This window comes from Streptomyces sp. PKU-EA00015, from assembly GCF_013387495.1.
Lineage (GTDB): Bacteria > Actinomycetota > Actinomycetes > Streptomycetales > Streptomycetaceae > Streptomyces.
Genome location: NZ_JABZEE010000010.1, coordinates 60,247 through 84,544, shown reverse-complemented (window position 1 = coordinate 84,544; position 24,298 = coordinate 60,247). Strand labels below are relative to the sequence as shown.

Genomic DNA, 24,298 nt, shown 5'->3' with positions numbered 1-24,298 from the left:
CTCGGCCGTACGACGAGGTGGGAGGCGAGATCGCGATGGCACGTTCGCCCAAGCGGCACCACTGGCGCCGCCGGCCCGCCGCTCCCCCCGCGAAGCGTCCCGCGGGCCGCGCACCGGGGGCGGAGCCGCCCGTGGCCCCGCCCGTCGCCAGGGACCAGGGCAGCGTGGTGCAGGCCGTGCTGTACCGCGACGGGCGGCGCGTGGCGAACCCCGAGTCGCTGGCGGAGACGTTCGGCCAGCTGCGCCAGTACCCGGGCGGCATGGCGTGGATCGGCCTGCACCGGCCGAGCGAGGCCGAACTGCACTCCCTGGCGGCCGAGTTCGACCTGCACGAACTGGCGGTCGAGGACGCGCTGGAGGCCCATCAGCGGCCCAAGCTGGAACGCTACGGCGACACGCTCTTCGTCGTCCTGCGGGCCGCCCGCTATCTCGACGCCCAGGAGGAGGTCGAATTCGGCGAACTTCACGTCTTCGTCGGCAAGGACTTCCTGATCACGGTCCGCCACGGCGCGGCCCCCGACCTGTCCGCGGTGCGCCACCGCATGGAGCAGACGCCCGAACTGCTCGCGCTGGGCCCGGAGGCGGTGCTCTACGCGATCCTGGACGCGGTGGTCGACGGCTACGCCCCGGTCGTGGCCGGAGTGCAGAACGACATCGACGAGATCGAGACGGAGGTCTTCGGCGGCGACCCGGCGGTCTCGCGCCGTATCTACGAACTGTCCCGCGAGATGGTCGAGTTCCAGCGCGCCACCCGGCCCCTCGTCTCGATGCTGCACGGATTGATGGCGGGCTTCGCGAAGTACGGCACGCACGAGGAACTGCAGCGCTATCTGCGCGACGTCGCCGACCACGTGACCCACACCAGCGAACGCGTGGACGGCTTCCGCCAGGCACTCGCGGACATCCTCACGGTGAACGCGACGCTGGTGACCCAGCAGCAGAACGCGGAGATGCGGGCGCTGGCGGAGGCGGGCTTCGAGCAGAACGAGGAGATCAAGAAGATCTCCTCGTGGGCCGCCATCCTCTTTGCACCCACACTGGTCGGAACCATCTACGGCATGAACTTCGACGCGATGCCGGAGCTGAACTGGACCTTCGGGTATCCGTTCGCGATTCTGCTGATGGCAGCGGTGTGCACGAGCCTCTACTTCATCTTCAAACGACGGGACTGGCTGTAGGTGCCGGCCCGAGACGGTTGATCCTCGGGGCGGTGTGAGGTGGTCAGCGTTTGATGCGGCTGCGGACGGCCAGGACGGCCAGGCCGAGGAGGACGGGCTCGGCCAGCCGGGAGGTCGTCTCGGTGTAGGTGCCGGCGGTGGTCAGGTTCTGACCGGAGGAGCGGAACACCACCGAATTGATCACCACCCGCAGTGCCTTCTCGAACCGCTCGGTGGTGACGCGGCGGGTCCACGAACCGGTGGGATTGGCCGGGTCGGGAGTATCGGCGGTGAGGGTGATCTGCGGCTTGGGGTCATCTGCGGGCAGGCCCCACAGCACCGTCACCGCGACCGTGACGATCATCGCTGCCGCCAGCCACGCCAGAGCCGGGAGGCGCGCAGCCCGTAGCCGGAGATGGCCCAGTAGGCGGTCAGCAGCGACCGCTCACCCCAGGGCCGGGTGGTCTCGTGGCGGGCGCATCTCGCACTCGCCTGCCCCAGCCGGGTAATAGGTTGGCAGCCTACTCAAAGCGGGGGCAACTGTGCTACCAATAGGTTGGTAGGAAACATATTGGTAGCCATTCAGGAGGGGTCCCGGTGACCAAACTGCTGCTCTCGGTGCACGTGTTGGCGTCGATCGTGACGATTGGGCCGATTACTGTGGCGGCGTCGATGTTCCCCCGCTTCGTCAAGCCGCAGACCGGTGACGACCCGAGCGGCGAGGAGCGCACCCCCGCCACCGCGGCTCTGCTGCACCGGATCTGCCGGGGGTACACCGTCGTCGGCGTCGTCGTGCCGGTCTTCGGTATCGCGACCGGCGCCCGGATGGGCGTGTTGGGCGACGCTTGGCTCCTCGTCTCGATCGTCCTCACCGCGATCGCCGCGGGCCTGCTGCTGATGGCGATTCTGCCCGGTCAGGAACGGCTGCTCGCCCGCCCCGAGGCCGCAGGCGTCGGCCCGGGCACGGGTGTGGACACGGACGTGGACACCGCCACCTCGGAGGCGACGCGCTCGGCGGCGGCCCGCCGCCTGGCCATGGTCACCGGCATCTTCAACCTCCTCTGGGCCGTCGTGGTGGTCCTGATGGTCGTCCGCCCCGGCTCCACGACCGGCGCCTGACCGCCGTACGCCGCGACCACCCCCACCGAGAACCTGGTCCGGCTGGACGGCCCACGACGGTGATCACGAACATCCGTCACCTCGGCGGAGCCCCCGGCTTCACCGTCGGGCCTCGCGGCCGGAAATGACGCCACGGCAGACCGCCCGGACGGTTCTCCCAGCCGTCCGGGCGGCCGGGCAACCGGGCAACCGGGCCGGTCCTGTCACCGGTGATTCCGGGGCCGCGCCCCGACGGGTTCCGTCACGACGCGGGAGGGCGAGGCCGACGATGCTCCGGCCGGCGACGTCCCGGACCTGCCCGGCGGCCGGTACCGTCGAACCGCCCGCCGACGCAGGGGCAGCGCCAGGCGGCGTGCCCTTCACATGGCGCCGGTCCCCGCTGCTCGCTGCTCAGGTCCGGGCGCCGCTGTCCGGTTGGCCGTCCGTGGTCGTCAGGCGCGCACAGCGGCGGCAGGACCGGGCCGAACCGGCCACCAGGGCGTGCGAGGTGGCGGCGAGGGCTCCGGCGAACGCGAGCAGCAGCCAGTCGGTCGCGAGGGAGGCCGAGACGGCGAGGGCGAGGGTGGCGAGGGCCATGGACACGCTGGCGCCGGTGCCCGCCCACGCGACCGTGAGGGGCAGCCGGTCCGGTGTGGGCAGCCAGCGGGCGAGCGTGCCGGTGGCCGCCAGGGCCACGGCGGCGAGCAGTGCAGCGAGCGCCGAGACGCCGGCCAGGTGGACAGCCAGCAGCTGGGCCGTGCGCGGCAGTTGCCAGGTCGGCTCGTTGCCGGCGCGCTGGACGAGATACCAGCAGGCAATCACGAAGGGGAGCGTGAGGGCGATGGCTCGCGCGGTGTGCCGAGCCTGCGCGATCGTCAGCTCGCGCTGCCAGCTCCCCACGAGCTCGTCCGCGGTGCCGAACTCCCGCACCGCCTGCTGTGCGGCGCGCTGATACGTCAGCCCGACGCGAGTGCGTTCCGACACCGCGTCCGCGAGGCCCTCGCGCACCTCGGCCACCATGCGCGCCTTGGTCCGCTCCGGGCCGTGCAGGGCGGCGGAGAGAGCCGATACATAATCCTCGATGGGGTCGGTCCGAGGGCTGACGGCGCTCATGTGGCGGCTCCGGGCGGCGTGACGGGATTCAGGACCGATCCGATGGCGGTGGTGAATTCCTGCCATGCCGACCGCTCGTGTGCCAGCGTCCGGCGTCCGGCGTCGGTGAGCTCGTAGCAACGCCTCCGACGCTCCCCGGTGCTCTGCCAACTGCTGCGCAGCAGCCCGACTCGCTCCAGCCGGTTGAGCGCGGGATAGATCGTGCCGGTACGCAGCTCGAGCGCCCCTCCGCTGCGCTGCTGGACGGCAGTGATGATCGCGTAGCCGTGCAGGGGACCCGGTTCCAGTACGGCCAGCAGCAGTCCGTCCAGGTGACCGCGCACTGCATCCTGTCTCATAAGTCGGCAGCCTACACAATGAAGCATTGGCGCTCTGTCCATGGGAAACCAATGCGTCCCTTGGCCGTACGCACAAGCGCCCAATGCCGTCCATGACCGGCCTCTGGACGTCGATGAGCGCAAGTCGGCAGGTGCTCCTGGGCGAGTGCTGGCCTTCCTCCTCCGCGTTCGGGGTTGCCCGTGGGGCACGCCAGCCCGTGCACGAGAGGGGCCCGGCCGTCAGACGGCGTCCAAGGCCGGGGAGAACAGGGTGAAGGCCCGGTCGATCAGTGCGGTGTGGTCCTCGGCGCTGTCGCTGTCGCTCCACCGTTGCAGCACGGTGTTGAAGGCGGTCAGCGCCATCCCGACGGCCATCTGCGGGTACAGATCGGTGTCGGGGTCGAGCCCCAGGCGGTGTGCCAGCTCCGCCGGGAAGACGTTCATGCGCGACAGTGCAGCTCGATCAGCGCGAGTGGCTGCGGCGGCGGTATGCGTACGCGAGCACCGCTGTCGCGGCAACCGAAACGAGGCTGCCGACCGTGACCATGGCCATCCGGCTGTTTCCGCCGCCCCGGCGGGCCGACTGCGGCGTGCCGATGCTGATGCGGCCGCTGGTCTCTCGTGTGACGAGTCCGCTGGCGAGGGTCAGTTGTGCGGTCCACGCCCCGTCCGGCAGCCGCGGGTCGAGTGAGGTCGTCGCCGGCGCCGAGCGGCCTGGGCCGACGGTGACGGCCTGGACGTTGAACGGGCCTGCGGACACTCCGCCCGGCCCATGTGACAGGGTGAGTTTGCCCGTGAGGTCGAGGGCCCGCCCGCCGGTGTTCTTCACTCGGGCTGTGACCACCGGTACGCCGTTCTTGGCGCGTGCGCCGGTCAGATCTTCGATGCGGAAGTCCGAGCGTGGTTCTCCGCCGGGCCCGACGGACAGATAGATGCGCACCCCGGCGCGGGCCACGTGGTGCACCTGCTGTGAGGGGTCGCGCTTGGGGCTGATCTCCGCCCAGATGACACCGTAGTGTTCGCCGCCCGTCGCATCCTTCGCCACGGTGATCTCGGTCCACACTGTCGCCGTCTCGTCGGGTTCCAGGACGAGTTCGCTGTGCTCGAGCGTCACCCATCTGGTGAGCTCGTTGCCCCTGCGACCGGGGGCGAAGGTGAAGCCGTCCTTGTGGACCGCGGCGGCCGCGGGGTAGAGCCGCACGCGGTGTCGCGTGTCCGACAGGTTGGTGACCGCGATCCGCCTGCGAATCTGCTCGGCCGGTTTGATGTGATCGATGATGTACCGGTGGGCACGGTTGTCCTCGCGGCGGCTGACCGGCGCGTCGACGAGCCGGATGCCGACGCTCAAGTCGTCGGAGGCCCGCCGCGGCTCCTCTGCGGCCACGGGCGCGACAGATCCGACGAGCAGGGACACCGCAAGGAGCAGTCCGGCCACGGGCTCACGAAACCGAATGGGTCACCGTCCCGCTGTAGAGCCCGCCGACGGCCTCGTTCGGGATGGTGATCTCCAGGGTGGGGTTCCAGCTCGCGCTGTTGTTCCCGCTGCCCGTGGTATGGGAGAACGCGGTGCGCGGCCGCTCCAGGCTTTGCCGGTCGGCACGCGTGGGCTGGCCGGGCACGAAGTCGCCGGTGCCAGTGGTGGAGGTCGCCGGCCCGGACCAGTAGTCCACCAGGTTCGGCGGGACGGTCTCGGAAGGCGCGTCCGTTCCGGTGTCGAACTGCGTCGCGACCACCTGCGCTGTCCACGTGGCGTCCGCCGCGGCCCGCTCGTCGTCCACTGTCACGGTGCCGAGCTGACCGCTGATCGTCTGCCCCGGGAACCCGGACCCCAGGTCGCGGGAGGAGGGCACCTCGATCGTGAGGTTCGCCGTTGCCACGGTGAACGTCACGGTCGTGTCCCCCGACGGCCCTTGGGCGACCGCGGGCAGCGAAGCCGCGCCGACCACGGCCACGGCGATGGCACACGAAAGCATTGCTCTTCTTCTCACAGGGACCACCGTATGCAGACTGAGCAGAAATGCTGACATTTACTACTCCAGTGAAGATCCGTGTCCCGAGCCGGTTCTTCTTCGGCGGCGGCAGGGCTGGCGGGTGGCTTGGTGGTGTCTGCGCCCTGATCACGGCTACAGGCCGCTGGCAAGGAAGACGACGAGGAGCACGAGCCCAGCGATCGCCACGCCCACCGCAGCACTGACAGCCATAATCCTCAGAGTCTCTCTGCGACCTTGGTCCACGTCTGCAACGTACTGTCCGCCCCGGCGGATGAAGCGCTACTCGACGAAGGCCCGTGTCGCCGCGTCTTCCCGTCACGCCACCAGGACGATGACACCCGACGGCGGGTGACCACAGTTCGGCGGCGCGAACGCCATTCCCGGTTATGCGACTGAGTGGGTGACCGTCCCGGTGTAGGTGCCGCCCACGGCGGACGCGGGGATCGCGACGATCAGCGTCGGCTGCCAGGCGGTGGTGTTGTTCCCGTTGCCCGACGTCTTGGCGAACGCCGTACGGGGCACGCTCAGGCTCTGTGCCTGCGCGCTCGTGGCCTGGCCCGGTACGCGGGTGCCCGGGCCCATGGTGCTGGTGGCCTGACCCGACCAGTACGAGACCTGGCTCCTGGAGATCTGCCGGGCAGCGCCGCCGCCCGGCGTGGTGAAGTCGCTCGCCGCCACCGTCGCCGTCCAGGTCGCCGGCCGCCTGCCCCGCGTATCCGCCACCCGGACCTGGCCGAGCTGTCGGCTGATCGATGAACCGGGGAAGGCCGTGCCGAGATTCACCGCGGCCGGCACGGTGATCGACAGCGCGCCCGGCGGTTGCGCGACGCCTTCCACAGCGTCGTTCGTCACCGGCTCAGCTGCCCCGGGCAGCACCGTCACCATGACCACCGACCCGACGCCCAGCAGCGTCCACAGTGTTTGCACGCCGCGACTATAGATGCCGTTGAGGATGGTTTTGATTCACCGTCACCCGTTCAGGCGGTTTCTGTCCGGCTGCGACCGGTTAGCGTTCCTCGACCGATTTTACCCGTCCGCACCCCCGGGGGGCGGATCTTCGTCCAGGAGCCCCCATGCGCAACTCCGCACGCGCCGCGACGTACACCGTCCTCGCCCTGTCCCTCGCCGCCGCCGCCAGCCCCGCCCTGTCCATGCCGGCGCACCAGGGCCGCACGGAACCGACCCGGCTCGCCAGCGTCAGCGAGGACCACGAGCCCACGCTGATCCGGCTGCGCACCCGTACCTTCGATCCGACCACACCGAAGGCGGAGCGCACCCGGCCGCAAGGAGCCATGCGGTCGGTGGGCGGCCGCGCGTACCTGGTGCAGTTCTCGACCACGCCGCTCGACAAGCACCGCGCCGAGCTGGCCGCCCTCGGCGCCCGCGTCGGCGCCTACATTCCCGACGCTGCGTACGTGGTCCGCATGAACGCCGCCGCCCGGGCACGCGTCGCCGCGCTGCCGTACGTGCGATGGGTCGGCCGGTACGACGCCGGCGACAAGATCGAAGGCGGGGCCGCGCCGTCCAGCACCCGCCGGTACCTCATCACCCTGGTGGAACGGAACGCCGCCGACCAACGCGCGGTGGTCGAGAAAATCACCAAGCTCGGCGGGAAGGTGCACGTCGCATCGGCGAGCCGGCAACTGATCGACGCAACCCTCAAGCCGGCACAGGCGCTCGCCGTGGCGCACCTGGACGCGGTCCTCGCGCTCGACGCCTGGACGGCACCCGAAGTCGACATGAACAACGCCCGCGAAGCGGGCGGCGCCAACACGGTCGAAACCGCACAGGGCTACCTCGGCCAGGGCGTACGCGGTGAGGTGATGGACACCGGACTGCGCACCACCCACCAGGAGTTCGCCGCATACCCGCCGATCATGCACACCGCCAACACCACCAACATCAGCCACGGCACCTCCACGTACGGGCAGATCTTCTCCTCCGGAGTCAACGCCACTGCCCGCGGCCTGCTGCCCCAGGCACAGCCCATCTTCGCGAACAACCAGGTGTCCGACCGGTGGGCGCACACCGCGCAGCTCGTCGACCCGACGGGCCCGTACCGGGCGGTGTTCCAGTCCAACAGCTGGGGCAGCGCGCTGACCTTCGGCTACAACTCGACGTCGGCGGCGATGGACGACATCGTCTTCGACCACGACATCCTGATCTGCCAGGCCCAGGGCAACACCGGTAACCGCTCCGGCCGGCCACAGGCCTGGGCGAAGAACGTGGTGTCCGTCGGCGGTGTCCACCACTACGACACCCTCTCCCGCACCGACGACGCATGGAACGGCGGCGCCGGCATCGGCCCTGCCGCGGACGGGCGGATCAAGCCCGACCTGTCGAACTACTACGACGCGGTCCACACCACCGCGAGCGGCAGCAACACCGCGTACACCAACACGTTCAACGGCACCAGCGCCGCCACCCCGATCACCTGCGGCTACGCAGGCCTCATCCACCAGATGTGGGCCGACGGCGTCTTCGACGGCGGCCCCGGTCAGAACCGCGACGTCTTCGCATCCCGGCCGCATGCCGCCACCGCCAAGGCATTGCTGATCAACTCGGCCGACCAGTACACCTTCACCGGAGAGTCCCACGACCTGGCCCGAATGAAGCAGGGCTGGGGCACGGCCAGCGCCGACAACCTCTACCAACAGGCACAGGACAACAACTGGCAGCTGCCCGTCCTCGTCGACGAGACCGACGTGCTCACGCAGGGCCAGACCGCGACCTACACACTGACCACCGACGGCAGTTTGCCGCTGAAGGCGACGATGGCCTACACCGACCCGATGGGCTCGCCGTCGGCGGCCCAGGCGCGGGTCAACGACCTGACCCTCAAGCTCACCGCCCCGGACGGCACCGTGTACTGGGGAAACAACGGACTCGCCGCAGGCAACTGGTCAACACCGGGTGGCTCGGCGAACACGATCGACACCGTCGAGAACGTGTTCGTCCAGAACCCGGCCTCCGGCACCTGGACCATCCAGGTCGTCGCCAGCCAGATCAACGCAGACGGACACGTGGAAACCCCCGCGACCGACGCCGACTTCGCCCTGGTCACCACCGGAAAAGTCACCAGCTAGTCCACAGCCGTCAAACGCTCCCCGAGCCGGCCCTCGGGCCTGGTCCACGGAACTTCCAGACGGCGGCCACCGGCAGCATCCATGTCGTGGCGGGCGGGAGCGGCCGCCGGCCCGGCCCGAGCTGCGGGCCGCGAGCAGGGGTGGCGGCACGGAGGGCTGCCGGACCTGTCTCTGACTCCGGTCCGGCAGCCCTGCACGCCACGACGAGCGGACGGCGCGCCCGGCGGACGGATCAGAGGGCGCCCTGGGACCAGGGGCCGGTGATCGCGAACGTGATGCCGGGGGTCTGGATGTTCACGAACAGCCAGTTGCCGTTCTTGGGCTCGAAGACCGAACCGGCCCACTCGGACCCCCGGTGGTCGGCCGCCGCGACGTTCTTGCCGGCGGTCCCGCCTCGCAGGTCCACGTTGTTGGCGGCGAAGCGGAAGATCTCGCCCTCCACGGTGAGCCCGTGGACGTACTCGGTGCCGCCGCCGTCCTCGCAGAGCACCAGGCCTCCGCGGGGACTGACGCACATGTTGTCCGGCGCGTTGAGGACGTCGGATCCCGGGGAGGCAAAGAGCACCCGGAACTCGTCGGTCGCCGGGTCGAGTTCGAAGACCTGGCCCTGCCGGGCGGGTCCACCGTCGGTCGTGATCACGTAGATGCGGTCGTTGCCGTACCAGGCGCCCTCGAGGCGGCTGAACACCGCGGCGCCGTTCGCCTGCGCCTGGAGCCGTACCGTGTCCGTCGCCGGGTCGACGTCGTCCACGGGCACCCAGGAGACGGTGCCGTACGCCTTCGCCCCGTCGCCGCGGGTGTCGTACGTGGTGGTGCCGATGCGCAGGGCCTCGAGCCGGCCGCCCTTGGACAGGTCGCCCGGGACCGCCGGGACGAACCGGTAGAGCGACGCGTCGCCGCGGTCCTCGGTCTCGTAGACGTAGCCGGTCGCCGGGTCGATGGCGACGGCCTCGTGGTTGAACCGCCCCATGGCCCTGTAGGGCTCAGGGTTGCCCTTGCCCTCCGAGGCCACCTCGAAGATGTAGCCGTGCCTCTTGCCGGCAGTCGTGGAGAAGGTCTCCTCACAGGTGAGCCAGGTGTTCCACGGGGTGGGACCGCCGGCGCAGTTGCGCATGGTGCCGCCGAGGCTGCCGTAGGACTCCAGCCACTGGCCGGCGTCCGGGTCGAAGACCAGCGTGGTGGTGCCGCCGCCGGCCTCGGGGTTGTAGGCGGGGGCGGTGAAGGCGGGTCCGGCGCCGCGCTCGTGGTTGCGGACGAGGTGGACCCGGTCCCCGTACCGGAAGGCGGCCATCCCGTCGTGCGCGCCCGGGGTGCGGACCCCGTCGTCCATGAGGTCGTTGGTCCAGCCGTAGGAGATGTACTCGAACCCGCGCGGCAGGTGCAGCAGTTCCAGGCCGGTCGCCTGGTCCTTGACCGGGCCCAGCGGGCCGTACCCGGCATCGAATTCCAGCTTGACCGGCGCGGCTGCGGCTGTCCGCGCCGTGAGGGCCTGGAAGGGAACGGACGCGGCCGCAGCCACGGCGGCCCCGCGCAGGAGGGTGCGTCGTTCAAGACCGGAACCGGTCGGTCTTCCGGCGGACTTGCCTGTCATGGGAGTCCTCTCGATGCATCTGAACGGGGGCGGTGCGAGCCACCCTAGGAGCAGTCACTCCGTCCCTCTCCCAACGGAAAGTGAGCGTTGGGAGAACCTCTTTCAGCCACCGTTCGGGGACCGTCCTGGCGCCTCCGCCGTATGCGGCGGAGGCGCACGTGTCGATCACTGGCGTGACGCGGACTCAGTCGTCCCCGCCCAGCGCGTTCGTGACCTTGCCCAGGTCGACGAACTTGAAGTTGGTGTTGTCCCGGACCTCGCCGTCCCCGTCCGTCTCGTCCGGGGTGTTGTGCCCGTCCTGCACCACGAGCAGACCGTTCGGATAGCGGGAGCCCAGGGGGACGTTCAGCACGGCGGCGCCGTCGCACTCCTCGGAGCCGTCGACGGTGCCGGCGGCGATACGGAAGCCGCTCTCGTACTCGTTGTCGTCCGCCACCTCGCGGTCGTAGGCGGCGAAGGTGTTGTCGCCCTGGCTGGAGGAAAGCAGGTAACCGTCACCATCGCCCTCGTCGAGGATGGTCAGGCCCTCGACGTCGGCGGACAGGTGCGTGCCTCCGTAGCCGGGGTCCGCGCCGGCGACGCACTCCTCGGTCGCCTCGTCGTAGGTCCCGGGGACGCCGTACTCCCGCACCTTGTCGATCAGCTTCGGCTTGCCGCCGAGGTCGGCGGGCATCCGCCAGATGCCGACGTCCTCCTGGCCGGCGTAGAGCACCTTGTTCACCGGGTCCACGACCATGCCCTCGACCTGCGGGAGGTCACCGGGGTCGGCGCACGGGGTCCAGGACCGGCCGTTGGGGAGGGTGAAGGAGGACGGCAGGTCGTATGTGCGCACCTGCTGGTAAGTGACCGCTCCGGTGGCGGTCGTCCTCAGCTCCAGCAGGGCCAGCCGGGTGCGGCTGCGCTGACTGACCACCGCGTAGGAGCGCCCGGTGGACCTGTCCTTCCAGGTGGCCAGGCCGTAGGGGGTGGTCTGGTCGTTGACCTCGTCCAGGGTCTTGGAGAAGACCAGCGGGGCGTCCGGGTCGGTGATGTCCGTCAGCGGCTGGGCGGCGCCCGGGTTGATGCGGTAGACGCGCAGGTGGTCGCGGCCCCGGTCGGTGACGACGGCGACATCGGCACGGCCGGTCGGCAGCGGGAATCCGGAGACCAGGTCCACGTTGTTGAAGCGGCCCGGCTTGTCGTCGGGGGTCGGGGCGGGCGGTGCCGGTATCGACTGCACCTCCTTGCCGGCCAGGTCGTACACGCGCAGGCCGCCTTCCTTGGCGGTGGCGATCACCAGGCTGGCGTCCGGGTCGGCGTCGTTGCGCCAGATCGCCGGGTCGTCGGCGTCGGAGTTGCCGCCGGCGTCGTCGCCGTACAGGGCCGGGGTCTCGGTGGTGGCGGTCAGGCTCGAAAGCCCGGAGTCGGCCTGGGCCGACGTGGGCAGAACCGCCACGCTGGTCAGGGCCGCGACGATCGCGGCCATCTGTGTCCCGCGCAGGTTGCGCACAGTACCTCCACGAAGGGGGGAAGAACGACGGACAAGTCCCGGTGGGGCCACGCCGGGGAGCGATCCCGCGTCGGGCACCACCGAGATCATCGGTACCGAAGGTGAAGCGTTGACCGCTGTGCGGTGACGAGGCCAGGCCTCGCGGGTGAGGACTTGGGCGCCCCGTCCCCGGCCTCAGGACAGAAGCGTCGTCGCCGCCCGCACCTGCCTGCGTGACCACGAAGTCGCGACGGCGGGGCGGGACTCGGCGCCGACGGCCACCGGCGCTCATACTCAGGCGAGTTCGTCGTCCTCCAACCGATAGCCCTGTCCCCGCACTGTGGTGATCCTGGACGCGCCCAGCTTGCGGCGGAGGTAACGGACGTACACGTCGACGATGTTGGAGCCCTCCGACGCCTCGTACCCCCACACGTCGCAGAGCAGGTCCTCCCGGCCGAGCACCCTCCCGGCGTTGCGCATGAGGTGCTCCAGCAGGGCGGCCTCTCGGGCGCTGAGCTGGATGATCCGGCCGTCGACATAGGCCTGGCGGGTGCGGGTCTCCAGGGCGATTCCGGCGCGGCGCAGGACGGAGCTGTCGGTCTCGCGCAGGCGCAGGCGCAGGCGGACCCGGGCGAGGAGTTCTTCGAAGCTGAAGGGTTTGGTCATGTAGTCGTCGGCGCCGCCCTCCAGGCCGTACACCGTGTCGGCGACGGTGTCCCGGGCCGTGAGGATGATGACCGGGAGGGCGCTGGATGCCGCGCGGAGGCGGGTGACGACGGTGAAGCCGTCCTCGCCGGGCAGTCCGATGTCCAGGACCATCAGGTCGTATCTGCCCGACATGGCCGCGCGCCGGGCCGTCTCCCCGTCGGTGACGACTGTGGTGCGGAAGCCGTGGGCGGTGAAGCGTTCCGAGAGGTAGGAGGCTATGTGGGCCTCGTCCTCGGCGATGAGGAGATGGCGGCGGGGCTGTCTGCTCCGGCTCATGGTTTCCGAAGGCCGCCGTTCAGGGCGTGCGTGACATACGGGATGCGCAGGGTGAAGGTCGCGCCTCGACCCGGGCTGCTGTCCACCTGGACCTCGCCGTGGTGCGCCTCGGCTATGGCCTTGACGATGGCGAGTCCGAGCCCGGCCCCCGTCCGGCCGCGGCTTTCCTCCGCCCTCGTGAACCTCTCGAAGATGCGTTGCTGGTCGGCGTGCCGAATGCCGGGACCGGTGTCCTTGACCCACAGCTGGACCCTGTCGGCTCCGGCCCGGCCGCCGATCCAGATACGGCCGTGCTCCTCGGTGTGCTGAGCGGCGTTCTGGGCCAGTTGGATCATGGCCTGGGTGAGGAGCTGGCGGTCGGCGTGGAGGGTGTCGCGGTGCGGGTCCTCCACGAAGTCCAGGAGCCAGCGGCGTTCGGCCAGCGCGGCGGCCTTCACGTACACCTCCTCGATCAGTTCGGAGAGGCTGAGGTCCTCGGGGCGCAGGGCGTCCGGGCGGCGGGCCTTGGCCAGCATGAGGAGTTCCTCCGCCATGCGGTGCATGCGGTGCAGTTCGTCGGTGATGACCGCGACGGTCTGGGCACGGTCCGCGGGGTCGTCGGGGAGCGCCTCCAACTGGCTGAGCACGATGGTGATGGGCGTGCGCAGTTCGTGGCCCACGTCGTTCATGAACTGCCGCTTGGTGGAGAAGGCGTCGTCCAGGTGGTCGAGCATGTCGTTGAAGGTGCTTGCCAGTTGACCGATCTCGTCCCTGTCCTCGACGGGGATGCGGCGGGTGATGTCCGACTCGTGGATCGAACGGGCGGTGTCCCGCAGGACCCGCAGCGGAGCGACGATACGGCTGGCGAAGATCCAGCCGACGCACGCGGAGAGCAGCATGGCGCCGAGGCCGAGATAGGTCTGGGTGCGGATCGACTCGTTGATGTGGTCGCGTTCCTGCTGGGTGAAGGTGGCGATGACGAGCACGCCCCGCGCCCGGTCGCCCGCCACCACGACGGGCACGGCCACGTACCGCACGGAGCCCGCCGGGCTCTGCGCGTCCCCGTAGGAGGGTGAGCGGACCCCGGCGGCTCTGCCCATCAGCGCGTGGTCGGTGTCCAGGCGGGCCGGCGGCTCCTCGGCGGAGCGGCGGTACGGAGCTCCGTCGACCAGGGTGATCAGGGTCTGGCCGTGCTCCGGCAGGTAACTCTTCAGGTAGGAGACGAAGAGTGCGCGCACCCCGCCGGGGGCCGGCCCCGAACCGCCTGCGGTGTCAGTCGCGAAGGAGCGGAACGCCTCGATGTCGTGGGCGAGTTCGCGGTCGACGCGTTCGTTCAGGCGGGCCGTGAGGATGAACGACTCCGCACCGGTGAGGCTCGCCAGCGTCAGTCCTACGAGCACCAGCATCCGCCCGAGCAGGCGCGCGCGGATCGACCGGAGCGGGTGGCGCCCGGGCGTGCCGACGGCCTGCTTCGGCGGTGCGGACTCAGCCGTCCTCACCGGTGTCATCGTCGTCTCCGTCGTCGTCCGCCGGTGTGCTCGGCGTCCCAGGGGTGGCCGGTGCCGCGGGGCTGTAGGTGGGCGTCCGGTCGTGGTCGGAGGCATCCCCGGCGGGCACGGGGGCCTTCGGTGACACGGGCTGCGCCGTGTCCGTCCGGGCGGGGTCCGTGGCGTCCGCCTTCTCCGCGCCGGTGGGCGCGGAGGCGACGGCATCCTCGCCGCCGTACTCGTCCTCGTGCGCGTCCGCGGTCCCTTTCGTGGCACCCGGGGACGGTGAACGGTTCGGGGTCCGCTCCGTCGCCCGGCCGTCCGGAGACGGTTTGGAACCCCTCGTGGGTCCGGGTCCCGTGCGGCCGACGACGACGGGCTCGCCGAGATCCGGAGGGGGCACCTGATGAGCTCCGGAGACGGGGATTCCAACGAGCAGAATCGCGCCGGCCGCGAGAGCGGCGAGACGCTGGCTGCGGGTCACGCGGGTACAACCTCCTCGGTGTCCTTGCGCAAGGGCCTTCCGACATCGGACCCGTCCTGAACAGCTACCAGCGGAGTCCGGCGGCGGCCTGCTCGGCGCATGACCTGCTCCTGAACTTTGTGTATGAGCCATGCGCCGACGGTGTGCGCGGGGGCGGCACCCCGTACGGCGCCGCCCCCGCGTCCGCTCAGACGGCCATGATGACCTTGGCCGATGCGGTGTCGGCCACTCCGTGTCGCTCCGCCCAGTTCTCCAGGGCCGTACGGCAGGCGTGGTCGAGGTGGTGCACCCGGGACAGATCCAGCTCGACGGGGCGGTCCTGCGGGATCGACTCCAGGGTGTCGAGGATCTTCGGCAGCCTGAGGAAGGTGGCGTTGCCGGTCAGGTGTGCCTGAACGGGGCCCGCGCCCTTGTCGACGATCTCCAGCTTGACGTGGGACGCCTCCCAGGCCGTCTTCACCACAGCGAGCGCGAGACCGATCAGTACACCCTCGAACATGCTGATCGCCACGATGGAGAGCGCGGTGACGACGAGGATCACGGCTTCGCCGCGGTGTCCGCGCCAGAGGGTGGAGAGGCTCTTCAGGGGGATCAGCTTGAAGCCCGAGTAGATCAGGACGGCCGCGAGCGCCGGGATGGGGATGACGCCCAGCGCGGCCGGCAGCAGGGCGGCGAACAGCAGCAGCCAGGCGCCGTGCAGGACCCGGGAGGCCTTGGTCCGCGCCCCGGCCTGGACGTTGGCCGCGCTGCGCACGATCACCGCGGTCATCGGCAGCGCGCCGAGCACGCCGCAGACCGCGTTGCCCACGCCCTGGGCCATCAGCTCCTTGTCGTAGTCGGTGCGCTGACCGTCGTGCAGCCGGTCCACGGCCGCCGCGCTGAACAGGCTTTCCGCCGAGGCGATCAGCGTGAACGCCAGGATCGTGGTCACCAGCCCGATGTCCGCCAGCTCCGCGAACCCGGAGGGTGCGGGCGGCTGGATCGCCGAGAACAGCCCGTGCACCGTCACCTTCGTGACGGGGAGGGCGAAGGCCGGCGAGGCGACGGTGGCGAGCGCCACGGCTACGAGCGGGCCGGGCACGAGGCGTATCTTCTTCGGCATCCTCGGCCACAGCACCAGTACGGCGATGGTGCCGACGCCCAGCAGCAGCGAGGCCACGGCCGCGGAAGAGTGCAGCGAGTCGAGGAGCATCTCCGGAAGCCCGGCGATCTTGTCGATGCCGGACGACGGAGCCTTGCTGTGCGTCATCGCGTACATCTGGCCGGCGATGAGTACGAGGCCGATTCCGGCGAGCATGCCCTCGACCACGGCGACGGAGATGGCCCGGAACCAGCGCCCCCAGCGCAGTGCCCCCATGCCGAGCTGCAGCAGACCCGTGGCGAGCACGATCACGCCGAGCGCGCCGAGCCCGTGCTCGTGCACGGCCTCGAAGCACAGCACGGTCAGACCGGCGGCCGGGCCGGACACCTGGAGGCTGCTGCCCGGCAGCATGCCCGTGACGAGACCGCCGACGATGCCGGTGACGATACCGAGTTCGGCCGGTACTCCGGAGGCGACCGCCACGCCGACGCACAGGGGAAGGGCGACCAGGAACACGACGACGGAGGAGGCGAAGTCCTGCTTCAGATATCTGGTGTTCATCGGGGCACTCACAGCGTCTCGAAGGAGTCGGATTCGGTCCGGTACGCCAGCACGCTGCCGGTGTGGACCTCGTAGAACCAGGCGTGGACCCGAAGACGCGCGTCGTGGAGACGGGTCTCCACGCACGGGTACGACTTCAGCCGGAGCAGCTGGGCCAGCACGTGGTGCTGGACGGCCTCGGCGACGAGCGGGTCGTCCTGCGCGCCGGCCGGCATTCCGGCGGCGTGAGTGAGCCAGTCGCGCACCGCCGGTACGGCCGACAGGTCGTCGCCGCGTACCAGCGCGCCGACCGCGCCGCAGTGGGAGTGGCCGCAGACCACGATGTCGGAGACGCCGAGCACCTCGACGGCGTACTCGATCGTCGCGGCCTCGGAGGTGGGACCCGCGTCGTACTGCGGGACGACGTTCCCCGCCGTACGCAGCTCGAAGAGCTCGCCGGGGCGGGCACCGGTGATGAGCGAGGGGATGACGCGCGAGTCGGAGCAGGTGATGAAGAGGGCGTACGGCGACTGCCCCGCGGCGAGCCTGCCCAGTTCGGCGCCCTGGGAGCGGGCGAAGGCGCGTGCGTGTGCGATGAGGGTTTTCATGTCAGCTTCCTCGAGAGGGGAGGTGTCACTGGCAAGGGGTCGGCAGCGGCGCGCCGTTGAGCCGCTGCCGTCGAACTGGTCGAGCCGTGGGGGGAGTAGGAGGGGGAACCGGCGGAACTAGTCGTCGTCGCCGTCGTCGCCCGACCACGGGCCGGTGACGGCGACGAGGATGCCGGGTTCCTGGATGTTGGCGAACAGCGTCCTGCCGTCCGCGGAGAAGGTGACGCCGGCGAACTCGCTGTACTCCGGTGCCTCCGGGGTGCCGACGTTGAGCTCGTTGCGGGCGATGGGGTAGGTCTGGCCGTCGGCGGTGGCGCCGAAGAGGTGCGACACGCCCTCGCCGTCCTCGGCGATCACCAGGCCGCCGAACGGGGAGACGGTGATGTTGTCCGGGCCGTCGTAGGCGCCGTCCCGGGACACGTCGGTGTTCACCGCCAGCAGGACCTTGAGGGTGATGGTGCTGCTGCGCGGGTCGTAGAACCACACCTGCCCGTCGTGCGGGGTGCCGGGGCTCTCGGTGCGGGCGTAGCTGGAGACGAAGTACGCGCCGCCGTCGCCCCACCACATGCCCTCGAGCTTGCGGGAGCGGGTGATCTCACCGGCCAGGAACTGCTTGCGCACGGAGGTGGTGACGGCGTCGCGGTCCGGGACCTTCACCCAGTCCACGCGGTACACGGTGCCGACCTTCGTCGCGCGGGAGAGGTCGTCGACGTACTGGCCGGCGGCGTCGAAGCACTTGAACGCCTCCAGCACGCCCGCGTTGTCGGCCAGGGCCCGCAGCTTGCCGGGGCCGTGGGTGAAACCGACCGGCGGGGTCCAGCGGTAGAGCAGGCCGTTGGGCTTGGAGGCGTCCTCGGTGAGGTACAGGTGGCCGCGGTAGGAATCGACCACGACCGCCTCGTGCGCATAACGGCCGAGGGCCTTGATCGGCTCGGGGCCGAGGTTGGCCGAGCTGCCGTGCCGCGGGTCGACCTCGAAGACGTAGCCGTGGTCCTTGGTCATGCCGCCCACGCCGGCCTTGTCCTCGGTCTCCTCGCAGGTGAGCCAGGTGCCCCACGGGGTGACGCCGCCGGCGCAGTTGGTGGAGGTGCCGGCGATGCCGACCCATTCGCGCACGGAGTCGTCGGCCACCTCGACGACGGTGCAGCCGCCGGCGGCCGCCGGGTCGTAGACGAGACCGTCCAGGTGCGGCACGGGGTGCTCGGCGACACCGAGCGGGTCGTCGATCTCGTGGTTGTTCACCAGCAGGGTCACGGCGTCGTCGTCATCGTCGTCGCCGCCGGCCGCGAAGGCGCCCGTGCCGTCGTGGTTGCTCGGCGTGGTCTGGCCGGACTCCAGCGTGGTGACGCCGGTGCGGGTCAGGATCCGGTAGGAGAAGCCTTCGGGCAGGGCGAGGATGCCCTTGGGATCCGGGACGAGCGGGCCGTAGCCGACGGCGCCGCCCGTCGCGGCCGTGTCGGCGACGGCACCGGGCGCCGTCAGCAGTGCCTCCACACTGCCGATGAGCATGACCCCGGCGCCGGCCAGCGCCGATCGGCTCAGCAATTCCCTGCGGTTCAGCGGCATCTCGTCTCCCGGATGGCGGAGTGTGCGAAGCGGTGAGCTGTGCTCGCCGACCGAGCGGAGGTCGGCACTCCGCCATGCTGGCCAGCCGGGAAGAACCTCAGCGGAAGTCAAGGAGAAGTAATGAATGTGCTGTTCTCATGTTTCTCATCTCGACGAACGAGGGAATCCGCCAGGACGCGGAGTGCCTTACGGTCGCTGCCGGCCGGCCGGTCTCTGTCCGGCGGCTGAGCAGACTGCGGTGACTGCGGTGAGGACGTCGCCACCAAGGTCTCGGACATCCAAGTCCGCCTGGAGAAGCGCGCCTTGCTCAGTGCGACGCGCGGTCCAGCCGTTCACGGGATCTCCTGTTCGGCCCAGATGATCTTTCCGCCGGCCGTGTACCGAGCACCCCACCGATGCGCGAGTTGGGCCACCAGAAACAGGCCACGACCGCCTTCGTCCGTGCTCCTGGCATGTCTCAGCCGCGGGGCGGTGCTGCTGGCGTCGGCGACCTCGCAGGTCAAGCGGGAGTCGCGGAGCAGTCGCAGCCGTATGGGCGGTGCGGCGTAGCGAATCGCATTGGTGACCAGCTCGCTCACGACGAGCTCCGTCGTCATGGCCAGTTCTCCGAGACCCCAGGCCCCCACCTGGCGAGTCGCCCCGGCCCGGACGTCGGCGACGGCGGACGGATCCGCGGGCACGTCCCACGAGACGACCTGGTCGGCGCCCAGGGCGTGGGTGCGCGCCAGGAGAAGGGCGATGTCGTCGGGCTGAGGCACGGGCACGAGCTGCTGCACCGCGGACGTGCACAGTGCTCCGAGGTCGGGGTCCGGCCGGCTCAGCACGTCGCCGAGTCGGGACATGCCCCGTTCCATGTCGCGGTCGGCTCCCTCGATGAGCCCGTTGGTGTAGAGGCCGAACAGACTGTTCTCGGCGAGCTCGATCTCGGTGGCCTCGAACGCCATCCCTCCCAGCCCGAGCGGAGGGCCTGCGGGAGGTTCCGGGAAGTGGACGTGCCCGTCGGGTGCGACGACGACAGGTGGCGGATGGCCTGCCCGGGCCATCGTGCAACGCCTCGTGACCGGATCGTAGACGGCGTACAGGCAGGTTGCTCCGAGGAAGGTGGTCATGTGCCTGTCGGCCGCGTCGCCACCGCTCTCCTCCTCGCCCAGCCGCAGCACGAGGTCGTCGAGGTGAGCCAGCAATTCGTCGGGAGGCATCTCCATGTCGGCGAGGGTCTGGACCGCTGTGCGCAGTCGGCCCATCGCCGCCGCCGCAGTGATGCCGTGGCCCACCACATCGCCGACGACGAGGCCCACGCGGGCGCCGGACAGAGGGATCACGTCGAACCAGTCGCCGCCTACCCCGCCCGGTGCGTCCGCCGGAAGGTAGGAGGAGGCCACCTCCAGCGCCGTTCCGCCCGTCAGGGCGTGGGGCAGGAGACTGCGCTGAAGGGTGACCGCTGCCGCGTGTTCCCGGGTGTAGCGGCGAGCGTTGTCGACGCACAGCGCTGCTCGTGCCACCAGCTCTCGGGCCAGCAGGACGTCGTCGGCCCGGAACGCGACGGGGTTGAGCGACCGTACGAACGTGGCGAGGCCGAGAGCTGTGTTCCGCGCCCGCATCGGCACGGAGATGAGGGAGTGCAGTCCGAACTCGCGGATGCTTGCCGCTCTCGCGGGCTGTTCGGAGACCCACAGGTCGTCGGAGGGGTCGAGGACCGGGATGAGGATCGGCTCGCCGTCGATGAGCAGACCCACGTCGTGCGGTGGGGGGAGGAAGTCCACCTTGTCACCGATCCCGGCCACGGCCTCCGGGCAGCCCTCGCGCACCGAGCTCATGCCGGCGCGGCGCATCACCGGCTTGGCGGGGGCCAGGCCCGCATCGGTCAGCCACGCTCCGTGCCCCTCCGCGCTGAGGACGGGCTCGAGGAGATCGACCACGACGAAGTCCGCGAAGCGGGGAACGGCGAAGTCGGCGAGCTCCTGAGCCGTCCGCATCACGTCGAGGGTCCTGCCGATCCTGGTCCCGGCTTCGTTGACCAGCGACAGGAGCTGGCGGGCGTTCCACCGCTCGGTGACGTCCAGAACCATGTAACAGACGCCGGTGACGGAGTTGTCGGCGTCCACCAGGGGGAAGAAGGACGTGGAGTAGGCGTGTTGGCGGTGGGGATCGGCCCAACTCCATCCCACGTATTCGTAGTCGGTCACCGGGACTCCGGTCGCCAGCACCTTGCGCATCAGCCCCTCGATGGTGTCCGCCTGCAGCCCCGGCAGCAGCTCGCTCAGACGTCGCCCCAGCCGCTGCTCACGGGGCACACCGCCGAAGCGCTCCAGGGTGTCGTTCAGCCACACGTAGCGCAGCTGCGCATCCATCACCGCCATGCCGACCGGAGAGCGGGTCAGGAACCCGTCGAGGACGGACTGGCCCACCCTCCATTGCTGCCTCTGCTCCCGTGCCGAGATCAGGAAGCACTCGTCGCCGCCCATGCGGAAGGACGCGGAGACCCGCAGGTCCACGTCGATGCTGCGGCCGTCGCGGTGCCGTACGGGGATGAGACCGCTCCACCCCATTCCGGCTCGGCATCGCTCCGCGATCCCGGCCACTCGTACCGGATCCCCGGGCATCGCCAGCAGACGCGCGACGGAGCCGCCGACAACCTCCGGCGCAAGGTACCCGAGGAGTTCTTCGGCACCCCGGGTCCAGCCGACCACGACGCCGTTCGCGTCCACCACCGCAGCCGCGTCGGTGGACGCGTCCAAGAGATCGCGCGGCCCTGCGGACGCAGCCACATCGGAACCTTTTCGCGCAGAATCCATGGATCCCATCCTCTACACGACCATGTTCCTGCTACTCCGCCCGATGTGCACGGTCCCGGCGGGCGGTGGCCGCGCCGCCTCGGCAGGCTCCCGATCGGGCCCGCAGGGAGCCGCCGACAGCGCCGCACCCCTCGCCTCCGCCCGGACAGGCCAACGCGCCGGGCTGGGCAAGGCGGACGGCCGGGGGCAGCATGGAAGTGCCGGCAGTCAGAACCCGGGTGTGCGCCGATGGGCCCGAGGCCGGCACGTTCTGCGGGGCGGTGGAGGAGGAGGATCTGGATGAAAGCCGAATCCTTCCGCTCCCACGATGATGCGTACAGCCCCGACCCGCCCCGGCCGACCGGTCTTCTGGATGTGCTCAGCGTTGCCGCGGTGGTCGTCGACGCCGACGGGCGCATCGTGTTCTGGACCCCTCAGGCCGGGGAGCTCTTCGGCTACACCGCGGAAGAGGCCCTTGGCAAGTACGCAGCGCGACTCCTCGTCCACCCCGAGCACCTGCAGGGGGTCGTGAGTCTGTTCGCGGAGGTGCTCCAGACCGGCCGGAGCTGGGCCGGCGCCTTCCCCGTCCGGCACAAGGACGGCAGCAGTCGCCTGGTGGAGTTCCGCAACATGCGGCTGCTGGACGAGATCGGAGATGCCTACGCCCTGAGCATCGCAGCCGATCACGCCCTGCTCCAGCGCGTCGAGACCGACCTGGCCCTGTGCGAGCGGCTGATCGACCAGTCCCCGATCGGGCTTGCACTCATGGGCCCCGACCTGCGATATCTCCTGGTCAACCCGGCACTGGAGCGAATCGACGGCATACCAGCCGAAGACCACATCGGCCGTCACCTGAGGGAGACCCTGCCCCTGCCCGACATCGACACCATCGAGTCCGCACTGCGTCAGGTGCTCACCACCGGCACCCCGCTGCTCGACCAGTACCACGTGGGCCGCCCCCCGGCCGACCCCGACAACGAGCACGCCTGGTCCCTTTCCTTCTACCGGCTGGAGGACCCAGGCGGCCGGGTCCTGGGTGCCGCCACCTCGGTCGTCGACGTCACCGAGCGGCACCGTGCGGCCGCCGAGGCCGACCGGGCCCGGCGACGCCTGGCCCTCATCGCCGACGCCTCCACCCGCGTCGGCACCACTCTGGACGTGGAGCAGACAGCCCAGGAACTGGCCGAGATCGCCGCCCCCGAGCTCGCCGACGTGGTCGCCGTGGACGTACTCGACTCCGCCCTCGCCTGCCGCCGCACGAGCAAACCGGACGACGGTCCGGAGCTCTTCCGCGCCCTCGCCCTCAAAGCGGCCCACCCCACCGTGGCTCTGGACGCCGCCGACCCTCCCGGTGACCTGGCCGCCTATGACGGCGACCGCCTGGTCACCCTGTGCGTCCACACCGGGCGGCCGTTGCTGGTGCGCCACGTCGGCGACCGCGATCTGCCGCGCATCGGCCGTGACGCCGAGGCCACCGCGCTCCTGGCCCGCGCCGGCGTCCACTCGTATCTCGCCGTGCCGTTGATCGCGCACGGCGAGGTGCTCGGCGCCCTCGACCTCAAGCGCACCCGCAACCCACTGCCGTTCGACGAGGACGACGTCGTACTGGCCAGTGAGCTGGCCGGCCGCGCCGCCGTGGCCATCGACAACGCCCGCTGGTTCCAGAGCGTGCGCAACACGGCCCTCACTCTCCAGCGCAGTCTGCTGCCCGACCACCCGCCCCACCTCACGGGACTGGAAGTCGCCTCCCGCTACCAGCCCGCCCAGGCGAGCAGCGAAGTCGGGGGCGACTGGTACGACGTCATCCCCCTGAGCGACGACAAGACCGCGCTGGTCGTCGGCGACGTCATGGGCAACGGCATCGACGCCGCCGCCACCATGGGCCGGCTGCGCACCGCCACCTGCGCCTACGCAGACCTCGACCTCGACCCGGGCGCCGTGCTCCAGCACCTGGACAAGATCACCTGCGATCTGGAGCACTACATCGTGACCTGCCTCTACGCCGTGTACGACCCCCGCACGGGGCAGTGCCGCATCGCCAACGCAGGGCACATGCCGCCCGCGATGGCCCGCCCCGGCCACGTCCCCGCGCTGCTCGATCTGCCCACCGGAGTCCCGCTCGGCGTCGGCGGCATCCCGTTCGAGACCATCACGGCCGACTTCGGCCCCGGTGACCTGCTGGTCCTCTACACCGACGGCCTCGTCGAGACGCGGCACCACTCCATCGACGACCGCCTAAACGTCCTCCTCGGCTTCCTCGACGAACCCCACCGGCCCCTGGAGGAAGTCTGCGACCTCCTGCTGCACGGCCTGCGCCACCCCGACGACCACGACGACGTCGCCCTCCTCGTCGCCCGTGCTCGACAGGCCGCGTGAGGGCGCGCCCGTCCTGCCCGGCACGGGACCGGGCGCCCTCGGACCGCGCACGCTCACGGCGCTCCGCGACGGCCTGCTCGCGCATGCGGGCGGCCGGGCCGACTGCACGACGACGCGGCTCTGCTCCTGCTCCGGATACCGCCCGTCCCGGAACGGCCGTCGCCCCCTGGTGCGGTGATCGGTCGGGGCGGCGATCCTGCGCAGCCCGTCGGCGACGCCGAGGCGGCGGGCGTCAGCCGCCTCGCGGTGCGTACATGATCACTGCCATGCCGGCGAGGCAGATCAGCGCGCCCGCGACGTCGAAGCGGTCGGGGCGGTAGCCGTCGGCGGCCATGCCCCAGGCGATCGATCCGGCCACGAAGACGCCGCCGTAGGCGGCGAGGACGCGCCCGAAGTTCGCGTCCGGCTGGAGGGTTGCGACGAATCCGTACAGGCCGAGCGCGATCACGCCCGCTCCGATCCAGATCCATCCGCGGTGTTCCCGCACTCCCTGCCACACGAGCCACGCGCCGCCGATCTCGAAGAGGGCGGCGACGGCGAACAGGGCGATGGAGCGGGCGACGAGCACGGGGAGTACGTCCTTCGGTCGTGGGGCGGG

At 70.6% G+C, this 24,298-nt stretch carries 20 protein-coding genes and 1 pseudogene; 4 read left to right on the top strand and 17 right to left on the bottom strand.

The window, feature by feature from the left end; genetic code table 11:
• The first annotated feature begins 35 nt into the window (after positions 1-35).
• Complete coding sequence (locus HW130_RS09630) at positions 36-1,178, top strand: magnesium and cobalt transport protein CorA (RefSeq protein ID WP_177149039.1); 1,143 nt, start codon at positions 36-38, stop codon at positions 1,176-1,178.
• A gap of 43 nt (positions 1,179-1,221) precedes the next feature.
• Here HW130_RS09630 and HW130_RS09625 read toward each other — a convergent pair whose 3' ends face one another.
• Positions 1,222-1,521 (bottom strand): hypothetical protein, encoded by a 300-nt coding sequence (locus HW130_RS09625; protein ID WP_177149038.1) that lies wholly within the window; start codon positions 1,519-1,521, stop codon positions 1,222-1,224.
• 233 nt (positions 1,522-1,754) lie between these two features.
• Between HW130_RS09625 and HW130_RS09620 the strand changes: the two genes are divergently transcribed.
• Positions 1,755-2,276 carry a hypothetical protein gene (locus HW130_RS09620; protein WP_177149037.1) on the top strand — a complete coding sequence of 174 codons (522 nt, stop codon included), beginning with the start codon at positions 1,755-1,757 and terminating at the stop codon, positions 2,274-2,276.
• A 390-nt stretch (positions 2,277-2,666) separates the two neighbouring features.
• On the opposite strand, the gene HW130_RS09615 is transcribed toward HW130_RS09620, so the two are convergent.
• From HW130_RS09615 to HW130_RS09590, 6 genes and pseudogenes are all read right to left on the bottom strand, one after another.
• Positions 2,667-3,368: a permease prefix domain 1-containing protein gene (locus HW130_RS09615; protein ID WP_177149036.1), complete on the bottom strand. Its 702-nt coding sequence runs from the start codon at positions 3,366-3,368 to the stop codon at positions 2,667-2,669.
• Complete coding sequence (locus HW130_RS09610) at positions 3,365-3,706, bottom strand: PadR family transcriptional regulator (protein WP_177149035.1); 342 nt, start codon at positions 3,704-3,706, stop codon at positions 3,365-3,367. Before HW130_RS09610 ends, HW130_RS09615 begins: the two co-directional genes overlap by 4 nt.
• A 219-nt stretch (positions 3,707-3,925) precedes the next feature.
• A pseudogene (locus HW130_RS09605) lies at positions 3,926-4,114 on the bottom strand (TetR family transcriptional regulator); the annotation flags it as partial.
• Positions 4,115-4,148: 34 nt separating this feature from the next.
• Positions 4,149-5,120 (bottom strand): hypothetical protein, encoded by a 972-nt coding sequence (locus HW130_RS09600; RefSeq protein WP_177149033.1) that lies wholly within the window; start codon positions 5,118-5,120, stop codon positions 4,149-4,151.
• Between the two features lie 4 nt (positions 5,121-5,124).
• A complete protein-coding gene (locus HW130_RS09595; RefSeq protein ID WP_177149032.1) occupies positions 5,125-5,658 on the bottom strand; it encodes a hypothetical protein in 534 nt (177 codons plus the stop codon).
• A 402-nt stretch (positions 5,659-6,060) separates the two neighbouring features.
• Entirely contained in the window at positions 6,061-6,603 is a 543-nt protein-coding gene (locus tag HW130_RS09590) for a hypothetical protein (RefSeq protein ID WP_177149031.1), read from the bottom strand.
• A 146-nt stretch (positions 6,604-6,749) separates the two neighbouring features.
• On the opposite strand from HW130_RS09590, the gene HW130_RS09585 reads away from it, so the two are divergent.
• Positions 6,750-8,762: a S8 family serine peptidase gene (locus HW130_RS09585; RefSeq protein WP_218183329.1), complete on the top strand. Its 2,013-nt coding sequence runs from the start codon at positions 6,750-6,752 to the stop codon at positions 8,760-8,762.
• Positions 8,763-8,994: 232 nt separating this feature from the next.
• Here the strand turns inward: HW130_RS09585 and HW130_RS09580 are convergent, their stop codons facing one another.
• The 9 genes from HW130_RS09580 to HW130_RS09540 all read right to left on the bottom strand — a co-directional run bounded on the left by HW130_RS09580 (position 8,995) and on the right by HW130_RS09540 (position 21,345).
• Entirely contained in the window at positions 8,995-10,353 is a 1,359-nt protein-coding gene (locus tag HW130_RS09580) for an alkaline phosphatase PhoX (RefSeq protein WP_177149030.1), read from the bottom strand.
• Between the two features lie 184 nt (positions 10,354-10,537).
• Entirely contained in the window at positions 10,538-11,818 is a 1,281-nt protein-coding gene (locus HW130_RS09575; RefSeq protein ID WP_177149219.1) for a phytase, read from the bottom strand.
• A 297-nt stretch (positions 11,819-12,115) separates the two neighbouring features.
• A complete protein-coding gene (locus HW130_RS09570) occupies positions 12,116-12,805 on the bottom strand; it encodes a response regulator transcription factor (RefSeq protein WP_177149029.1) in 690 nt (229 codons plus the stop codon).
• Positions 12,802-14,283, bottom strand: coding sequence for a HAMP domain-containing sensor histidine kinase (locus HW130_RS36705; protein WP_177149028.1), 1,482 nt, complete (start codon positions 14,281-14,283; stop codon positions 12,802-12,804). Before HW130_RS36705 ends, HW130_RS09570 begins: the two co-directional genes overlap by 4 nt.
• Complete coding sequence (locus tag HW130_RS09560; protein WP_177149027.1) at positions 14,270-14,755, bottom strand: hypothetical protein; 486 nt, start codon at positions 14,753-14,755, stop codon at positions 14,270-14,272. Before HW130_RS09560 ends, HW130_RS36705 begins: the two co-directional genes overlap by 14 nt.
• A gap of 187 nt (positions 14,756-14,942) precedes the next feature.
• On the bottom strand, positions 14,943-16,397 hold the full coding sequence (locus tag HW130_RS09555) for a SulP family inorganic anion transporter (protein WP_177149026.1): 1,455 nt from the start codon (positions 16,395-16,397) through the stop codon (positions 14,943-14,945).
• Between the two features lie 8 nt (positions 16,398-16,405).
• A complete protein-coding gene (locus HW130_RS09550) occupies positions 16,406-16,984 on the bottom strand; it encodes a carbonic anhydrase (protein ID WP_177149025.1) in 579 nt (192 codons plus the stop codon).
• A gap of 117 nt (positions 16,985-17,101) precedes the next feature.
• Positions 17,102-18,550, bottom strand: a complete 1,449-nt coding sequence (locus HW130_RS09545) for an alkaline phosphatase PhoX (RefSeq protein ID WP_177149024.1) — start codon at positions 18,548-18,550, stop codon at positions 17,102-17,104.
• A 332-nt stretch (positions 18,551-18,882) separates the two neighbouring features.
• Entirely contained in the window at positions 18,883-21,345 is a 2,463-nt protein-coding gene (locus HW130_RS09540) for a SpoIIE family protein phosphatase (RefSeq protein ID WP_177149023.1), read from the bottom strand.
• 279 nt (positions 21,346-21,624) lie between these two features.
• On the opposite strand from HW130_RS09540, the gene HW130_RS09535 reads away from it, so the two are divergent.
• Positions 21,625-23,700 carry a SpoIIE family protein phosphatase gene (locus HW130_RS09535; protein WP_177149022.1) on the top strand — a complete coding sequence of 692 codons (2,076 nt, stop codon included), beginning with the start codon at positions 21,625-21,627 and terminating at the stop codon, positions 23,698-23,700.
• Between the two features lie 232 nt (positions 23,701-23,932).
• Here HW130_RS09535 and HW130_RS09525 read toward each other — a convergent pair whose 3' ends face one another.
• Positions 23,933-24,268 (bottom strand): YnfA family protein, encoded by a 336-nt coding sequence (locus HW130_RS09525; protein ID WP_177149020.1) that lies wholly within the window; start codon positions 24,266-24,268, stop codon positions 23,933-23,935.
• Between the last annotated feature and the right edge of the window lie 30 nt (positions 24,269-24,298).